17 protein-coding genes and 4 tRNA genes are annotated in these 15,571 nt (G+C 45.0%); 7 read left to right on the forward strand and 14 right to left on the reverse strand.

Features of this window, described 5'->3' with window-relative positions:
- Positions 1–305 precede the first annotated feature (305 nt).
- A tRNA-Asp gene (locus B3K91_RS03935) sits at positions 306–383 on the reverse strand.
- Between the two features lie 453 nt (positions 384–836).
- On the opposite strand from B3K91_RS03935, the gene B3K91_RS03940 reads away from it, so the two are divergent.
- The 3 genes from B3K91_RS03940 (at position 837) to B3K91_RS03950 (ending at position 3,029) form a co-directional block, all read left to right on the forward strand.
- The gene (locus B3K91_RS03940; protein ID WP_292590112.1) at positions 837–1,283 is read left to right on the forward strand and encodes a hypothetical protein; all 447 of its coding nucleotides are present in this window, start codon (positions 837–839) and stop codon (positions 1,281–1,283) included.
- Between the two features lie 25 nt (positions 1,284–1,308).
- Positions 1,309–2,595, forward strand: coding sequence for a peroxiredoxin (locus tag B3K91_RS03945; protein WP_292590113.1), 1,287 nt, complete (start codon positions 1,309–1,311; stop codon positions 2,593–2,595).
- Positions 2,596–2,952: 357 nt separating this feature from the next.
- Positions 2,953–3,029, forward strand: a tRNA-Cys gene (locus tag B3K91_RS03950).
- Here the strand turns inward: B3K91_RS03950 and B3K91_RS03955 are convergent.
- On the reverse strand, positions 3,008–3,526 hold the full coding sequence (locus B3K91_RS03955; protein WP_292590114.1) for a nucleoside-triphosphatase: 519 nt from the start codon (positions 3,524–3,526) through the stop codon (positions 3,008–3,010). The two genes, B3K91_RS03950 and B3K91_RS03955, sit on opposite strands and share 22 nt — an antisense overlap.
- Before the next feature lie 493 nt (positions 3,527–4,019).
- On the opposite strand from B3K91_RS03955, the gene B3K91_RS03960 reads away from it, so the two are divergent.
- Together B3K91_RS03960 and B3K91_RS03965 are read left to right on the forward strand one after the other, a co-directional pair.
- Positions 4,020–5,027: a glycosyltransferase gene (locus tag B3K91_RS03960; RefSeq protein ID WP_214059938.1), complete on the forward strand. Its 1,008-nt coding sequence runs from the start codon at positions 4,020–4,022 to the stop codon at positions 5,025–5,027.
- A complete protein-coding gene (locus B3K91_RS03965) occupies positions 5,024–6,034 on the forward strand; it encodes a lysylphosphatidylglycerol synthase transmembrane domain-containing protein (RefSeq protein ID WP_214079273.1) in 1,011 nt (336 codons plus the stop codon). Before B3K91_RS03960 ends, B3K91_RS03965 begins: the two co-directional genes overlap by 4 nt.
- Here the strand turns inward: B3K91_RS03965 and B3K91_RS03970 are convergent.
- Positions 6,018–7,175, reverse strand: coding sequence for a glycosyltransferase family 4 protein (locus B3K91_RS03970; RefSeq protein ID WP_214059940.1), 1,158 nt, complete (start codon positions 7,173–7,175; stop codon positions 6,018–6,020). The two genes, B3K91_RS03965 and B3K91_RS03970, sit on opposite strands and share 17 nt — an antisense overlap.
- A 58-nt stretch (positions 7,176–7,233) precedes the next feature.
- Here B3K91_RS03970 and B3K91_RS03975 point away from each other — a divergent pair.
- Positions 7,234–7,308 (forward strand) — tRNA-Gln (locus tag B3K91_RS03975).
- A 14-nt stretch (positions 7,309–7,322) separates the two neighbouring features.
- On the opposite strand, the gene B3K91_RS03980 is transcribed toward B3K91_RS03975, so the two are convergent.
- The 7 genes from B3K91_RS03980 to surE form a co-directional block, all read right to left on the reverse strand.
- Complete coding sequence (locus B3K91_RS03980) at positions 7,323–7,835, reverse strand: ComF family protein (protein ID WP_292594039.1); 513 nt, start codon at positions 7,833–7,835, stop codon at positions 7,323–7,325.
- Positions 7,836–7,951: 116 nt separating this feature from the next.
- On the reverse strand, positions 7,952–10,504 hold the full coding sequence (locus tag B3K91_RS03985; RefSeq protein ID WP_292594041.1) for an ATP-dependent DNA helicase: 2,553 nt from the start codon (positions 10,502–10,504) through the stop codon (positions 7,952–7,954).
- 44 nt (positions 10,505–10,548) lie between these two features.
- Positions 10,549–10,637: transfer RNA gene (locus tag B3K91_RS03990), tRNA-Leu, on the reverse strand.
- Between the two features lie 67 nt (positions 10,638–10,704).
- Entirely contained in the window at positions 10,705–10,920 is a 216-nt protein-coding gene (locus B3K91_RS03995) for a heavy-metal-associated domain-containing protein (RefSeq protein ID WP_214060156.1), read from the reverse strand.
- A 2-nt stretch (positions 10,921–10,922) separates the two neighbouring features.
- Positions 10,923–11,855, reverse strand: coding sequence for a methionyl-tRNA formyltransferase (fmt, locus tag B3K91_RS04000; protein WP_292590117.1), 933 nt, complete (start codon positions 11,853–11,855; stop codon positions 10,923–10,925).
- 1 nt (position 11,856) lies between these two features.
- Entirely contained in the window at positions 11,857–12,348 is a 492-nt protein-coding gene (gene def, locus B3K91_RS04005; RefSeq protein WP_292590118.1) for a peptide deformylase, read from the reverse strand.
- Positions 12,345–13,109 (reverse strand): 5'/3'-nucleotidase SurE, encoded by a 765-nt coding sequence (gene surE / locus B3K91_RS04010; RefSeq protein ID WP_099830924.1) that lies wholly within the window; start codon positions 13,107–13,109, stop codon positions 12,345–12,347. Before surE ends, def begins: the two co-directional genes overlap by 4 nt.
- 96 nt (positions 13,110–13,205) lie before the next feature.
- On the opposite strand from surE, the gene B3K91_RS04015 reads away from it, so the two are divergent.
- Complete coding sequence (locus B3K91_RS04015) at positions 13,206–13,865, forward strand: HD domain-containing protein (RefSeq protein ID WP_292590119.1); 660 nt, start codon at positions 13,206–13,208, stop codon at positions 13,863–13,865.
- A 3-nt stretch (positions 13,866–13,868) separates the two neighbouring features.
- On the opposite strand, the gene B3K91_RS04020 is transcribed toward B3K91_RS04015, so the two are convergent.
- From B3K91_RS04020 to B3K91_RS04035, 4 genes are all read right to left on the reverse strand, one after another.
- Positions 13,869–14,147: an acylphosphatase gene (locus B3K91_RS04020; RefSeq protein ID WP_292590120.1), complete on the reverse strand. Its 279-nt coding sequence runs from the start codon at positions 14,145–14,147 to the stop codon at positions 13,869–13,871.
- Positions 14,137–14,778, reverse strand: a complete 642-nt coding sequence (locus B3K91_RS04025) for a lactate utilization protein (protein WP_099830921.1) — start codon at positions 14,776–14,778, stop codon at positions 14,137–14,139. Before B3K91_RS04025 ends, B3K91_RS04020 begins: the two co-directional genes overlap by 11 nt.
- 68 nt (positions 14,779–14,846) lie before the next feature.
- Positions 14,847–15,197 (reverse strand): hypothetical protein, encoded by a 351-nt coding sequence (locus B3K91_RS04030; protein WP_099830920.1) that lies wholly within the window; start codon positions 15,195–15,197, stop codon positions 14,847–14,849.
- Positions 15,198–15,512 (reverse strand): SCP2 sterol-binding domain-containing protein, encoded by a 315-nt coding sequence (locus tag B3K91_RS04035; RefSeq protein WP_099830919.1) that lies wholly within the window; start codon positions 15,510–15,512, stop codon positions 15,198–15,200.
- Between the last annotated feature and the right edge of the window lie 59 nt (positions 15,513–15,571).

A 15,571-nucleotide genomic window follows, 5' to 3' on the forward strand; every position in this document is an offset into this window, starting at 1 on the left:
CAAACCATCATTATAGAAAAACAGAATTCAGTACAGAGTCCCCTCAGATTAGAATCGCAAGTTCATTCTCTCATCGGCTTCCCGAAATTTCAAATGCGAAACCGGCGTCGCGTGCTAAGATCAGTTTGACCAAAAATCCGGTGATAGTCTTGAAGTTACTGCCCTGAATATATTCTAACCGCACGCAGCCTGAAAGAAGTTAAGCAGATATTGATTGGAAGATCTTGCGGGTTGCTGGACTATTATGAAACATGCATCTTGAGAGATACACCCTAAAAAAGAAGAGAGCCCCTAAGGACTCTCACTGGCGGGGACGACGAGACTTGAACTCGCGGCCACCGGTGTGACAGACCGGCATGATAACCAAACTTCACCACGTCCCCGAACAGATAAGATTTTACATTACTCGCATCTTTCTGTCAATAGCCCGATATGCCGTGATGATATTGGTGTTAATTGAGAAGGCCAAGCAATAACTACGGGCAAATGAAGTGATCCGTAGTGAATAGTCTAGAGCAAACCAGAATATGGAAGAACTTATCATCACCGGGAGCTACCACCAAATTCTGGAGAAAACTACATATGGCCTCATATGTCTTTTGATGATTCAATGCGTACACACGTCACGCACACTACATTTTATCGTGTAATTCTCTTAATAATCACAGTAATATTACACTATTACTGTGAACATCTGCGATTTAGGTAACACAGGACAGCTATTCACGAATATTTAGTGCTAATCATATCTAATTTAATTTATTACTATTTTTCTATATGACATATATAATGATATTATTTCAGTACCTTAACTAAATAGAAAGGAGGGAGCTCTGATGTTTAAGAGGTGTTTTTTGATTTTTTCTTTCGTATTCCTGTCGGTTTTGACATTTGGACTGACTGGTGGCGTGATCACAAGAGTGGAGGACCCAGGTTGCTATTTGTATGAATGCGATTGTTTCTTGTATTCAGAATTTTCTTACAGCAAAGAGTTGATAATTAATACGAGATTTGTACCCTACGCAGTATATTGCTGTATTTCTACAGAAGCACGTCATTACGACGCAAACAACAACCCTTTGAGTGTATATGCAAGCGCTTACGGAGAATGCAGATACTCGATTGACGCAAGTCCGTGGAGCTGGGAGTACGTGGATGTTGACTGGGAAGGATTTGGCGTAGCCAGCTGCAACAAATGCACAATAATGTTCTATTTATTCCAAATCGAAGATGACTTTGAAGCCGAAGCTGTGAGTGAAAGTTGTTTTTGCTCCGATCTTTGACATATGAATTGAGGAGGTGATTCGTATGGCTAAAAAGGTAGCGATATTGCTTGTCGTTTCGTTGATTTCGTCGGCGATGCTTTTTTCCGGTACTCTGTCCGGTTACCTTACAGAACGGATGGGCTGGACATACATCGCGAGCGGAAGCGATGTCGAAATGAGTATTTATCCACCGGAAGGAGTCAGCGCACTCGCAGATGAGCGTATTTTCTATGGACAGATCAGAATCGGGGATTCAACTGTCAACATAGCAATCATGAACGTCGAGCCTCCGATCCTCTGGATCGACAGCGATTACGACGGCTGTTTCCTAAACAACATTCCGATTAAGGGACAATATAGAGGGACCGTTATCAATGAAAGCCGTGCCTATAAATTCAGTCAACAGTTAAGGGTCGAATATCTTTCCAACGGGAATTCATCTTACATGACCCAGGATCTTGAAATTCACGCGATCCTTCCAAAAAAGGAAGGCGTCGAAGTCGACTACTTGCTCATGAGTAGAAGAGAAGGTTTGCTGGAAGTCGACGGAGAGCTGATCGAAATCGCCCTGTTTCCTACCGCGCCCGATGGCCTGGCCGATAAGATAGACGAAGTCTTCATCGGAATAGATCTGGACAGAGATGGAACCATAGACATGGTTCATAAGAATCACGAGCTTTTCGAAGCGACCAGCGTCATAAGAATCAACGACAAGAACTACAGAGTAAGCGAGATCAGCAGGGATGGCAGAAAAGTCACATTCGAGCAGGTCGATGAAGATGCCCAGAACAGGCCTCTGTTGAAAAAGGGTTCGATCGCACCTCTGTTCGAAGCCAGAGACGTATTTGGAGAGACCTTCTCTATGAGCGATTACCTCGGAAATCCCATCATTGTAGTCGTGACTTCGAAGACACCGCTTGAAGTCTTCACAGGTGGATTTCCATGCGCTACCGATGACTGCGAAGATACCGGCAGAGAAGAGAAGAGGCTTAGAAGTCTTCTGAGTGAACTTGTCGCATGGAACGAGTACTCCGCAAAACCGGATGTTGAGCTGTTGTGGCTTTACTCCGGCGATGAGATCAGTTCTGCAGACTCTCTTGACGAATACTCCTGGTTGCACCTGATAGCCGATAAATCGGCTGTGGAGCTTTACAGCACCCCGTTGTCGAACGGCATGTTCCTGATCTCGAAGGACGGTAGGATCGAGTATCTTGACGATTATGTTCTCCAGGCGGGCGATGGTTCGATTCCCATATATCAGGTGTTCAGAATTCCCACTTTCGGGATTAGCAGTTATCTTTGGTTCAGGGAATTCGTTTTTAGCAAGTGATTCATGCCTGTTCATTCAGCAGAGAATGTTCGAAAGAACTCTATCTTTCATACGCGTTTCCGGATATTACGGATACAAGAGCAAAGAGCATACTTTCAAATTGGTGTTCATAGTGTAGATAAAGACTGCTAAATCACTTTACTCGTTTCAGGTCGGATAAATTCGCATTTGGTTTTGGGTAAGCAACGATATATCATTGATTTGCAAAGGATGTCCCCGCGTCCTGTTGCAAGTTGGTTCCAGACCCGAGTAACAGGGAGCCAACCTCCCTCCTGAAGAATTTTCCACCCCGAGGGCCGCCGATAGCGGCCCTTTTGTTGAAATGATCCTATTTACATGCTAGAATAATTCTCGTTGGGCGACGTAGCCAAGGGGTCAAAGGCGGAGGTCTGCAAAATCTCTACTCAAGGGTTCAAATCCCTTCGTCGCCTCCAGGAGAGGGCAGCAACGCCCTCTCTCTTTCTATTTCTCTAGCGATTCTCCCGAATACTTGCTCTCTATTCTCAGGAGTTAGCTCTATACTTCTTATTCCCATAGACGACTTAAGGTGACCGATAAATGAGAAGTCGCCCTTTCTAAGAACACACAAGCAATGCCTCGCTCTTCTAAGGGCAGAGACAACCGCTTGCTGAAACTCGGGGGAGTCTTCCTCAAGAAAACCTATCTCATCCATTATCAGGAGATGATCGGATGGAATCTCAATAGCTCCAAGAAGTTTCGTAGCAGATGTGAACCCTTCGTCCACCATCTTTAATCGCCCGTTATCTCGAGAACCTATGAGAAATGAATTGCCATTAAAGAAATTAATGGAAAGGTCAACAAGATCCTCGTCAAAGCGGGTTTCAAACCCTGTGAACTTAGCCAAGGTCTTGACTCTTTCTACAAGATAACTCTTTCCTGAATTTCTCTCTCCTGTTATGAAAAACTTCATAGGAATTCCCCCAACACTATCAACGAAGAATTACGAAGGCATCAACTGCTACAACTTATGCCTCCATAATACTCTATCTGCAACACGCATTAGTATACCTTAATGACTAGGTTCATAAACTCCATGCCTAATAAGCTTCAGAAGATCTTCTGTGTCTTATTTGTGAAGTGTGGTTCGCTTCTTCAATCGAGAAACAAATATGGATAGTTAAGACGAATGAGGAGACACGCCAGTTCTGTTAGGGAAACCCTATCCGTACTGAATGCAAAGGATATGCTAAATGCATCAAGATGGGGTAAAATAGTCGTTGAAGAGCGTCTCGCCGTTCTGGAAGTAGTTTCTCAATGTGCGGTTCTTAGTGGCTGAGAATAGGAAAGAGATCTCTTCGATTCAGGTTTCGAAACTACTTTCTGTAACAGAATCACTTCTAGCAGATGAGCATCTTTGGCGAAGCTACACTAACGATCAACATGGAGTTCTCCTGGAGGTAGAGATGAAGGTTCTGCTTTATTCCGAAGGCAAAAAGCTATTCAGCAAGTCGGGCGTGGGAATGGCTCTCAAACACCAGATGTCTGCTCTTGACAAGGTTGGCGTTGAGTACACAACGAATGAGGAAGACCGTTTTGATGTCGTTCACATCAACACGATCGGACCGGGAGCAGAGAGAGTTCTCAAGAAAGCAAAGAAAGCTCATATTCCCGTCATTTATCATACTCACACGACTTATGAGGATTTCAGAAACTCGTTCACTCTTTCAAATGTCATTGCTCCCTGGCTTAAAAAGAGGTTGATAAAGCTTTACTCATCGGCGGATTTTCTTATTTCCCCAACTGAGTATGCTAAGAAACTCATAATGAACTACGGCATAAATCTGCCGATTAAAGCCGTGTCCAACGGTGTTGACAACAAGAAGTTCAGCAGAAACAAGGCTTTGGCCGAGAAATTCCTGTCAGACAATGAAATTCGAAAACCATTGGTTTTGTCGGTGGGCCTTCCCTTCGAGAGAAAGGGCGTCATAGATTTCTGTCAGATCGCGGAGGCAAGGAAAGACCTTACCTTCTTCTGGTTTGGAGCTAAGATCAGCAGTCTATTACCCGCAAAGATAAGACGTCTTCTGAGAAATCCCCCGGACAATGTGAAGTTCCCTGGTTTTGTTCCTCAAGAGATGATTATTGGCCCCTACTCGGCCTGTGACGTGTTTCTATTTCCAAGCTACGAGGAAACTGAAGGCATCGTAGTCCTCGAAGCGCTCTCAACTGAAGCACCGATAGTACTTAGAGACATCCCGGTCTACAGCGACTGGATGAAGCACAATGAGAACTGTCTGAAAGCCAAGAGCAATGAAGAATTCATGCGACAGATCGATATATTGCTTGAGAGCAATAGTGTTAGGAAGAAGATTACATCTTGTGGGAAGGAGACCGCTCTTGAGAGGGATCTTTCGATTATCGGCCAGAAACTGAAGAGTATCTATCTTGAGGTACTTGACAAGAGACCATGAAGAGAACCACAAGGAACTTTTTGATCGCTATCTCGTTGAGCGTTCTGATTATAGTAATTGTCCTACTTGCTACCGACTTCAACAAATCGATCTCTTATCTTGCAAGTGCCAATCCCGGATGGCTCTTTCTTACTTTTTGTCTGACAGTTGGCACTTGGTTCTTTGAAGCAGTAACCCTTAAGACTTTTGCTTTGATGAGGAGCCTGACAATCCCTTTGACTTATCTTTTCAAGATCACGGTTATTGGAACCTTCTTCAATGGGATCACGCCCTTCTCCTCGGGAGGACAGCCCGCACAGATAGTTTTTATGCAAAGAAAGGGAATATCTGTTGGCGAGTCAACAGCAATGTTGGTCTCAAGGTTCCTGATTTACCAGTCAGTAATTACTGTTCTTGGAGCTGCTGCAATCATTAAGGCTTATCCCATAGTTGTGGGAAGGATTTCCAACTTGGCCGTTCTGTCGATTTTCGGTTTCGTACTCAACAGCTTCGTTTTTGCATTCTTGATTCTATTCTCCTTAAACCAAGGGTTCACGGAAAAGCTAATTCGCTTGATGATCAACTTGCTGAGCAGAATAAGGATCATAAAGGATAGAGATTCGATGATAGAGAAGGCTCTTAGAGAACTGCGTTTCTTCCACTCTTCAATGAAGTGTCTTATAGAAAGACCTGTTACACTTGTCATGGCATCATTGAGTACGCTGGCTCAGCTGATCTGCATGATATCAATTCCGTTTTTTGTTTCACTTTCGATCGGTACTCCCGTCAACTACCTTGAGATCACTTCCGTCCAACTGATACTCTTTCTTGTTGTCTCGCTTATTCCTACCCCGGGAGCAAGCGGTGTTTCTGAAGGCGGTTATGTTCTCTTCTTCAAATCCTTCTTTGGCGATGGGATAGGAGCCGCACTGCTTATTTGGAGATTCTTCAGCTACTACGCCAACATCATTTTCGGTGGAATGCTTTCGGCACACGAAATTGGGTTCAAATCTAAATCTCGTTTCTAATCACTCTCTGGTAAAGATTCAGCGTTCTCTCGACATTCGCTTCCGCTGAGAAGTCTTTAGAAATCTCAACAGAGCGCTTCGACATTCTCTCCATGAGGTCTCTATCTGTAAGCAGCTCAATCGCCGCAGTAGACAACTCTTCTTTTGAGGGGCACATAAACCCGTTCTCTCCATCTAGAACCATATTTGCAATGCTGTCATCCTTGAAGGCCACTACCGGCAGGCCGGATGCCATTGCTTCAAGCGTAACCAAGCCAAAGGTCTCCGTGTGAGAGGCAATCATGAACGCATCACTGCTCTTGTAGGCTAACGTAATCTCATCCGGCCACTTCAAGAAACCTGTGAAGTGAACCCTCTTGCCAACACCCAAGTTTCCTGCAAGTTCCTTCAGTTTGCCCTTTAGAGGTCCGTCTCCAACTAGCAGTAGATGGGAATCCGGCAGAGCTGTGTTGATCCTGGCGAAGTTCTCGATGAGTTTGTCTATACTCTTTTCTTCTCCCAGTCTGCCGACGAAGATCAGAACCTTCTCGTTCTCGCCGATCTTGTACTTGTTCCTAAACGATCTGATTTCATCAATATCGACTTCTTTCATGAAAGGGGCCAGGTCAACGCCATTTGGAATTACCTCTATATGAGACGAAACGCCGTAAGAGAGCAGCAGCTTCTTTATCTTGATCGAAGGTGCGATGACGGCTCTGTTCTTGTCGCAAAACCTTCTATCCTGACCTCTTATATATACTCTCAGAATAGGCTCCATAAAAGGGATATAGTGGACATACTCTTCCATCATCGTGTGATAGGTCGTGACACCAGGAATGTGAAGATTGGAAATCACCATACCAGACAGATATCCTACTATGAGAGACGTATGAGAGTGGACGATGTCTATGTCGAGACTCTTCACAATCTGAATGAGTTCTTTGAAGTTAGTTGGAAGGCCAATTCTATGTTGCTTCTCCCATGGAAATCTCAGCGAAGGGACACGGTAAACGTTCTCCTGAATGCCGGCCTCGGGGTGATCCACTGTGAAAATGTAGACATTGTGTCCTCTTTTCTGAAGATTTTCCTCAAGCATTCTGATCATGGTTACCACTCCGTTAACCTGAGGAGAATAAGTATCACTGAACATCGCTATGTTCATCATATGCCTCCAAACGTCTTGACACCAGTTGCCTTCTGCTTTATAATCTTTACTGTCTTGGGAGATCGTCCAATTGGTAGGACAGCGGACTCTGGATCCGCCGATGGAGGTTCGAGTCCTCCTCTCCCAGCCAGGGGCCGTGAGGCCCTATTTTTTTGCACTGGCAACTGCAAAGAAAACAATATCTTTTACTCCCCCTTCTCTAAGAACTCTAGCACATTGGCTGGCAGTTGCGCCAGAAGTTACAACGTCATCGAAAAGAATCACCGAATCGCATGACGGCTTCTTCTTGAGACGGAACTTGTCCTTCACATTATCAATTCTATCCTTCATTTTGAGAGTGGATTGAGGTACAGTCTTCCCCGATATTGAGAGTATGTTCTCAATCCTTATTTCCACCTTTCGGGAGAGAAATCGCAGTATTCCCAAGTTTGTGTCATAACCTCTCTTTACGAAAGCTTGAAGCGATGTTGGTACCGGAACAACAACGTTCGTTGCCGGGAGAAACGTATTCATCATCTCGAAGGTCATATTTGAAAAAAGACGGGCTATACCCGGTCTGTCTTCGAACTTGTAAGCGTGAATCAGCTCCCTCATCGGGCTTTCGTACTTCCAGTAAGAGAAGGCTGAATCAATGTATGGAAGTTTAAGTGGGGCCATAATCGGACCAGCCATCGAGTTTAAGCACTCGAAGCAAAGGTAATGACCTGGATCTATTTCCTTCTCGCAGGCGAGACAAGAGTTGGGAAAGAAGTGAGAGATGATAGACCTGATCATTAGATCCATCTCTCCCTCTTAAGCTTTCTTAGTTCTCTTAAGATCTTGCTGCTGCTTTCAGCCTGAATGTCTACTCCGGGAGGAAGAGAAGCCTGCAGTTTCCTGGAGTAAGCTCTTCTAGAATCGATTATCCTTTTGTCCAGCACAATCACAACCCCATGGTCACCCCTGGTTCTTATAAGTCTGCCGAGTCCCTGTCGGAAGGCCGTTATCATCTTTGGATAATAATACTTGTTCATACCTTCTACGAAACTCCTCTTCCCGTAATGTTTTATTCTAGCCTCAATTAGCGGTTCATCCGGTCTTTCAAAGGGGAGCTTGTATACAATCAGGAGTTTGAGCTGTTCACCAGGAAGATCTACACCCTCCCAGAATGCTCTGGCTCCGAATATCACGGACTTCTCTGAATTTACGTGGTCTGCAAGAATGCTTGTCGGACTGTCCTCCCTATCTTGAATGTGAATCACCATATCTCCAAGTCCGCCGGAGATTCTGGAAAGAGTCCCTTTCATGTCTTCGTAAGAAGTGAAAAGCACCATTGAACCACCACCTACTATCTTCAAGGCTTTGAGCGTTATATCCGCCGCACTTTCGAGATAGATTAGCGAATTCGGAAGATAGTCGGGCAGATCGGTCGGGACGAAGAACTTAAGCTGCTGCGTATAATCAAATGAAGTTCCGAGCCTAACCGCTTCATTGTTACTGCTTGTTCCAAGTATTCTTCTGGCGTAATTGAAGCCATCGCTACCCCTGCTGTAAACCCACAGAGTCGCAGAGATGAAAATCTTGACGCTTACATCGGGGAAGATTGATGCCATCAAGGTATCGTTTTCCACAGGTGAGGAAATTATGCTGAGGCTATCGAGGCGCCTTTCAAATCGGCTTACATAAACAACCCTCGACTCCTGAGAAGAAGTGATTCCCGCTATCTGTTTCATCCATTCCCTTGTTTCAGTGAGAATCCTGCTTACTTCAGCTTCTAAACCATCTATCTTTTCATTTCTTTCCTCTACATCATCCAGCATCTGCATCGTCTGGGTACCAATATATACGTGTGTCTGAAGAGTATCGGAAATTGCTACGAGCATAGATATTATCACTTCGAGTTCTCTTCCAGTGAATGTAGTTCGGTTTCCGGATTCAGAACTGCCTGTAACCCTGACAAGCTCTGTGATCTGTTTGTCCAGACTAGCGGTTGCTTCTTTGAGCTTTGTCCACAGTCTTCTCAAAAAATCCTCGTCAAAGTGCCTCTTCAGAAATCCAAAGGAATTCCTAACTGCCTTTATGAGTCTTCTCACAGTACCGGCCAGCTCGTACGGCTGAAAGCGGTAGCTCATGGCCTGTGTCAATGAAGCCTCGAGCTCATGTGCCTCATCCACAACGAGATATTTGAATCCCGGGAGAAGAGTTCCGATATCTTCTCGCTCTTCGGCGTCTCCGTCGGAAAGTCTTATGTTTGCTTCGCTAAAGAGGAAGGAGTGATTCGTGATAACTATGTCGGAGCATTTCGCGTTTTCTCTCTGGACGTAATAAGGACAGATCTCGAAGAAAGGGCAGAGTCGTCTCGTGCAGTCGAATCTGTTTCCAGAAATCATTCTTCTCATCTCTTCTTTCAACGGAAGCGTGTCGAGATCTCCCTCGCAAGTTATCATAGACCAGATGAGTATTCCTGAAAGTTCCTTTGACATCTCTTCATCCAACATCTTGTTGAGAGCGAGGGTCACGACCTCAAAAAGCTTTCTGACACAAAGATATCTTTCTCTCCCCTTCATTACCGAAACACGCAGATCATCAAGGTTAGGAAAGGTCCTCAGCACCTCCACATCTTTCTTAAAGAGCTGATCTTGAAGGATTCTTGTTCTTGTAGAGACAACTGCCTGATTCATAGTCGAGATACAGGCGTATGCAATCGGTGCCAGGTATGCTATACTCTTTCCGGTTCCAGTACCGACCTCGATCATTAGATTGCCGTCTCTTTCAATTGACTCTGCGATTTCAAGAGCCGTCATGAACTGCTCTTGTCTGAATTCGTATCCCTTCATTGAATCCTGTAGGAGCCCACCCTCACTGAAAACCAGTTTTACGGTCTTCTGAAGATTGATCCTGGGATTGCCCCTTTCTCTTCTTTCATTCCTCTTGAGAGCGGAAAGCACATAATCCTCCCACGGATCTAGAAACTCGCTTTCCCTAAGTGCAAGAAGAAGGAAGTTCCTCAGCCCACCGTTTTCCACGGTCTTCTCAACTATCGATGAGAGCCCTGCTGGCATTTTCTTAAGAGCCTTTCTGTACTGAAGAATCCGAGTCCCGAGATCCTTAGACTCCGACTGAAAAAGAAAGCTTCTCAGATATCCTTCATCGATAGCTATCTTCTGGAGATACTCACTGTCCAACGACCCATCCACAAAAAGACAGTCTTCACCTCTCTCCGAAAAGAACGAAGGAAGGTCTTCGATATTCATTGAGACGAATGGAGAGTTCTGAGAAATCCGTCTCAAGCTAATTTTTGTTTTTGCGTTCCGTTTGAAAATATTACCTAGCAGAATCTCTCCCAAGAAGCACCTCAAAATAAAAAAACCGGGCTATGAACCCGGTTCAGTGGTGCCGAGGGCGGGACTTGAACCCGCATAGGCTAAACTGCCCACATGGACCTCAACCATGCGTGTCTGCCAATTCCACCACCTCGGCAACGTCACACGTCAGAAATTATAACTTGACCGGATTCCTTTGTCAAGAAGGAAAGTGCGAGAATGGTTTATATAAGCATATCAAAACCGAGTTTGGACAGTTCTTCCTGAATTATATATCTGTCAACGATTGCATTCTCGTATTCAACTTCTATCACTCCGCTGGCAACATCTGCCTGAGCCTTAACTATGCCGTCGAGCGACCTTAGTCTCGCAACTATTCTAGCAGCACCATCTTCAGTGATCTCGTTTCTGATCTGAAATAACCTCATTACCCTGGGCATTTTTATCCCCCCAAAATCATCCCATCGTGAATTAACCGACCACTTACAGCATCCTTGGGTCTCATCGGTTTCTTCCCGGGTAACTGCACTAACGATATAATAACATTTCCAGTGCCACAGCTAATAACCATTCCACGGTCATCAATTTCCACAATTTCGCCGATTCTACGGCCTTTCCCATAGAAGTCAATTACTGAAGCCCCATACAACTTTATCGGTTTACCTTCAAGCTCTGCTCTTGCTCCCGGACGGGGGTCGTAAGCTCTTATCTTATTCACTACCCTCACAGGATCAGAGAAATCTGTGATGACGAGATCCGAAGATTGGATTTTAGGTGCGTTCGAAAACTCTCCTTGCTGTGGAGAAAGCTTCAGCTTTCCCTCGTTTACGATTCTCAAAAAGTCCAGCAATGTTTCTGTACCAAGCTTTTCAAGCTTCGTGTAAAGCGTTCCTAAAGTGTCCGACGATTCTATTTCGATTTCTCTTTTGAGAGCAATCTCACCAGTATCCATTCCTTCATCAATCTTGAATATCGTTATTCCCGTCTTTGTCTCTCCACTTTCTATTGCTCGCTGAATCGGGGCTGCACCTCTATATTTGGGCAGAAGAGAAGCATGAACGTTGAAACAACCGATGGTTGGAAGGTTTATAACACCCGACTTAAGAAGTTTTCCAAATGCCACAACAACGATAATATCTGGAGATAGCTCCAAAAGTTTTTCGAACCCTTCATCAGAATTGATCTTTTCAGGCTGAAAAACTGGTATTCCGTAGCTAGTGGCGACTGTCTTCACCGGGGTGGGTTCTACTCTCCGCCCTCTCCCCTTAGGCCTGTCAGGCTGTGAAAAGACTCCTGCCACGTTGTTCCCCGATTCTACAATCGCCTTGAGATGAGCAGCCGCAAATTCGGGAGTTCCCATGAATACGATCTTCATTTTATCTTATGCTTTCCTTAATTATCTGATTCAATTTTGGTTTCAGCACCGCTCTTTTTGATGAGGAAAGATAATCAACGAATAGCACTCCTTCAAGATGATCGCTCTCGTGCTGCACTATTCTCGCAGGATAGTCCGTCAAATCCTCTTCGTGGTGCCGGCCATATTCATCCTGATAATGTATTCGAACTGCAGACGGCCTGATGATATCGGCGTAAATTCCGGGTATGCTGAGGCAACCCTCTTCCATCCTTACTGTCTCATCACTCTTGGAAATAATCTCTGGATTAATTACTACCCTCAACCCGTCTCCGGGGTCGTAAACAAAAATCCTCCGGGACACAGCCACTTGCGGTGCTGCGAGGCCCACGCCGTCCTCAACGTACATCGTCTTGCTCAACTCTTTCACGAACGCTCTGAGATCATCGTCGAAAACTTTGACACTCTCGGAAACATTTCGAAGTATGGGGTTTCCTATATAAATCACTTTCATTCCGACCACCCTTCCGAAATCTCCTTCAGTTCCTCAAAATACTCTTTATCGGTCATAATGGCATGGAGAGGGGTTATCGATACGAAGTTGGATTTAACTGCGTTGAAATCACAATCAGTAGAACATTCATCTTCAACTACCTCTCCGAATATCCAGTAGTAGTTGTTCCCATAAGGGTCCTTTCTCTTTTCAAAATAATCCTTGTATCTTCTTCTGCTCTGTCTGGTCACTTTCCAACCCTTCAGTTCCTCGTACTTGACTGAAGGAACATTTATATTTAGAGCCGTGAAGTCCGGCATCTTACTGACATCGTAGATTTTGAGAAAATTGACCATGAATCTGGCTGCGGTTTCATACTCGGGATTACTCCAGTCACTGCTTGAGACCGCAATCGATGGGGTATCAGTTACTGCGCCCTCTAGAGCACCTGAGACTGTTCCGGAATAAAGAACATCTATTCCCATATTCTGCCCTTTGTTCACCCCGCTTATCACAAGATCTATCTTCCTATCCGAAATCGCAAGTAATCCGAGCTTTACGCAATCAGCCGGAGTACCATTAATTGCATAGCCGATGTTTTTATTACCAACTTTGACTTCCTTGGCCCACAGCGGAGTTCTGATTGTTATTGCGTGTCCAGTCGCGCTTCTTTCGACATCGGGTGCAACTACAAGGACTTCATGCTCTTCAGAAAGCGTTTCGGCAAGCAAAATAATCCCGGGCGACATGATTCCATCATCGTTTGTAACGAGGATATTCAATATTCGTGCCTCCTTTCACCTATTCATACAAATCATCTTGTATACTTATTTTACATTATGCATCTAGACTTTTCTTTTTTACTCAAGGAGAGAAATATGAATCTTACAGAGCTGATGGACTGCATTCCACACTTGCGAGAAATCCTCCACATCGTTAGGGAAGCCTTTGAAGACTACGATGACCCTGCTCATGATATTTCCCACACTTTCAGGGTAACGGAGAATGCGAGCGAAATTGCTTCTCGGGAGAGGTGTGACCTTCAAAAGGCAGTCATCGCCGCACTCCTTCATGACATTAAGCGGCCTCAAGAAGCTCTAACCGGCATCGATCATGCAGAATCCGGCGCGGAATATGCTTTAGGACTTCTACCGACCATGGAATTCAACTTTTCGTTTATCTCGGAAGTCTCGCAGGCGATTAGATCGCACAGATACTCCGGCGGTTTAACACCTACCAGTGTGACGGGAAAGATCCTCCAGGATGCGGACAGACTAGACGCTATAGGTGCAGTGGCCATAGCAAGGGTCGTTGCCTATTCCGGAAAGGTCGGAACTCCTCTTCACTCTCTCCAATTCGGTCCGTGCAACTCTTATAGCGGCAATTCGCGTAGTTCTATCAATCATTTTCACGAGAAGATACTTAAGATAAGACCGGAAACTTTCTGGACGGGAACTGCAAGAAAAATGGCTGAGGACCGCTACAGTTTCGTTGTGGAGTTTGTGAAGAGGTTCCTAGCAGAATGGGGACAAATCTAAACCTCAGTACCTAATTTCGAAGTTATTGAACGGCTTGAATGGGAGCTCTTCAATTTCTGTCTTTGTAATGCTGGCATAGGATGGACCCCTATCTATTCTTTCAACGAAAGCATCGATTTCCTCATCACATCCGGAACAAACGATCTCCACACTTCCATCGGGCTCGTTCCTCACAAAACCCGTCACCCCAAGAGACGTGGCGGTGTGAAGGGCAAAGTACCTGAAACCAACGCCCTGCACACGCCCAAAGACTCTTATCATGAGAGTTTTCTTACAGGCCAAGCTCTTCACCTACAAGAACGATCGTGTAGCGCCATGGTCTTCTTCTCGAATCGATTATTATCGAGTACGTTTCACATATTCTTTCTTCGCTGCTGCAGTCGGAGCAAAATCCGGTTGTCACGCAGGGAGTATGCAAGTTCAGCCTCTTTGCATTCATCGGTGCTATCGACTTGATCCTCTTGATGCCTGCATCCAGATCGTTCACGACTTTATTAATTCCGGCGACAAAAATCACCTTCTCGGGGCCGAACGTTACTGCAGCGGCCCTGTTGCCGCTCCCATCCAGCAGTAGAATCTCTCCATTCTCTGTGATGGCATTCGCGCTACATAGATAATAGTCGGACTCAAATGCCTTGATCATGATCTCCCTTTTCTCTCTATCTTCGGAAACCGAGTCTCTGTCAAGAAATTCATATTTCCCCGACCTCAACAAATCCATTACTCCAGACTCCTGAAGCGTCACCGATCCGCCTGAACTAACGGTAGCTCCATCGGGAATCAGCTTATGAACTTCTTCGACCACCATTTCTATATCTGGGAGGTAAATCACCCTCACGGATTTGCTTTCAAAGACTTCTATGAGTTTCTGCGCCAGTTTTTCATTCTTCCATCGTCTAAGACTGTTCCTCATCACGAACTCCCTTCTTTGAGAGAAATCTGCCTTTAGTCAGCTCTCCGCAGTAATAATTCGAATTTCCTCTAGAATGTAATGATCTCGGCTCCACGCTCCACATATGGTGCCAGCGGAACGTGGTTCCTCATGTCCCCATTCAGGGGGAGACCCTCTTTCTCTACTATGTCAAGGACGCCCATCATTTTCGAACAACCATAACATACGGCCTTTATAAGGCCCCTTTTCTTCGCTTCAATGTAAATCTCATGAACAGGATCCTTTTCATGTGTAATCTCTTTCATGAGACGGGGAGATTCTCCCTCCATTACGACAGATACGGCAAATCCCTTTTCCGACATGTCAAGTGCATTCAGCAAAGCATGAAGAAAACAAGATTTCTTCCCTTCAAAAGCCAATATCAGTACTTCATGTGCCATTCATCCACCTCCAAGCAGTTTGTTAAGCTTCATCGCAAAGGCCAGATCGCCCGATACCCTTAAACTTCCAGTCATGAAAGCTGTCAGAGGATTCACAACTCCTTCAATCAGTCCTTCAAAGGTCGCGAAATCTGTGCGTATTGAGCAATCCGAAGGTCGTTCTTCTTCAAAAACCTCTAGCCTGCCATCGCAGATCTCGACAGTGAATCTCTGTGGATCACCTCCTTCGATAAAGAACGAGAATTTTCCAGTAATCTCCGAAAGCATCTCAGCTTCCAATCCCTTGATCTTCTCAATAGCTTTCCTGACTGTCATCAATCTACCTCCTCGCTTCTGCTTTACATACAAAGTCTAACATTTTGTTGTACAATGAG

The sequence above is a fragment of the Mesotoga sp. UBA5847 genome, from assembly GCF_002432735.1.
GTDB lineage: Bacteria > Thermotogota > Thermotogae > Petrotogales > Kosmotogaceae > Mesotoga.

Excerpts from the sequence above, each read along its gene's own strand:
- B3K91_RS03940 (WP_292590112.1), top strand. The coding sequence starts at position 837 with ATGTTTAAGAGGTGTTTTTTGATTTTTTCTTTCGTATTCCTGTCGGTT.
- B3K91_RS03980 (WP_292594039.1), bottom strand. The coding sequence starts at position 7,835 with ATGGCCCCACTTAAACTTCCATACATTGATTCAGCCTTCTCTTACTGG.
- B3K91_RS03945 (WP_292590113.1), top strand. The coding sequence starts at position 1,309 with ATGGCTAAAAAGGTAGCGATATTGCTTGTCGTTTCGTTGATTTCGTCG.
- B3K91_RS04025 (WP_099830921.1), bottom strand. The coding sequence starts at position 14,778 with ATGAGGAACAGTCTTAGACGATGGAAGAATGAAAAACTGGCGCAGAAA.
- B3K91_RS03960 (WP_214059938.1), top strand. The coding sequence starts at position 4,020 with ATGAAGGTTCTGCTTTATTCCGAAGGCAAAAAGCTATTCAGCAAGTCG.
- B3K91_RS03965 (WP_214079273.1), top strand. The coding sequence starts at position 5,024 with ATGAAGAGAACCACAAGGAACTTTTTGATCGCTATCTCGTTGAGCGTT.
- B3K91_RS04015 (WP_292590119.1), top strand. The coding sequence starts at position 13,206 with ATGAATCTTACAGAGCTGATGGACTGCATTCCACACTTGCGAGAAATC.
- B3K91_RS03970 (WP_214059940.1), bottom strand. The coding sequence starts at position 7,175 with ATGAACATAGCGATGTTCAGTGATACTTATTCTCCTCAGGTTAACGGA.
- B3K91_RS03995 (WP_214060156.1), bottom strand. The coding sequence starts at position 10,920 with ATGCCCAGGGTAATGAGGTTATTTCAGATCAGAAACGAGATCACTGAA.
- B3K91_RS03955 (WP_292590114.1), bottom strand. The coding sequence starts at position 3,526 with ATGAAGTTTTTCATAACAGGAGAGAGAAATTCAGGAAAGAGTTATCTT.
- def (WP_292590118.1), bottom strand. The coding sequence starts at position 12,348 with ATGAAAGTGATTTATATAGGAAACCCCATACTTCGAAATGTTTCCGAG.
- B3K91_RS04030 (WP_099830920.1), bottom strand. The coding sequence starts at position 15,197 with ATGGCACATGAAGTACTGATATTGGCTTTTGAAGGGAAGAAATCTTGT.
- fmt (WP_292590117.1), bottom strand. The coding sequence starts at position 11,855 with ATGAAGATCGTATTCATGGGAACTCCCGAATTTGCGGCTGCTCATCTC.
- B3K91_RS04035 (WP_099830919.1), bottom strand. The coding sequence starts at position 15,512 with ATGACAGTCAGGAAAGCTATTGAGAAGATCAAGGGATTGGAAGCTGAG.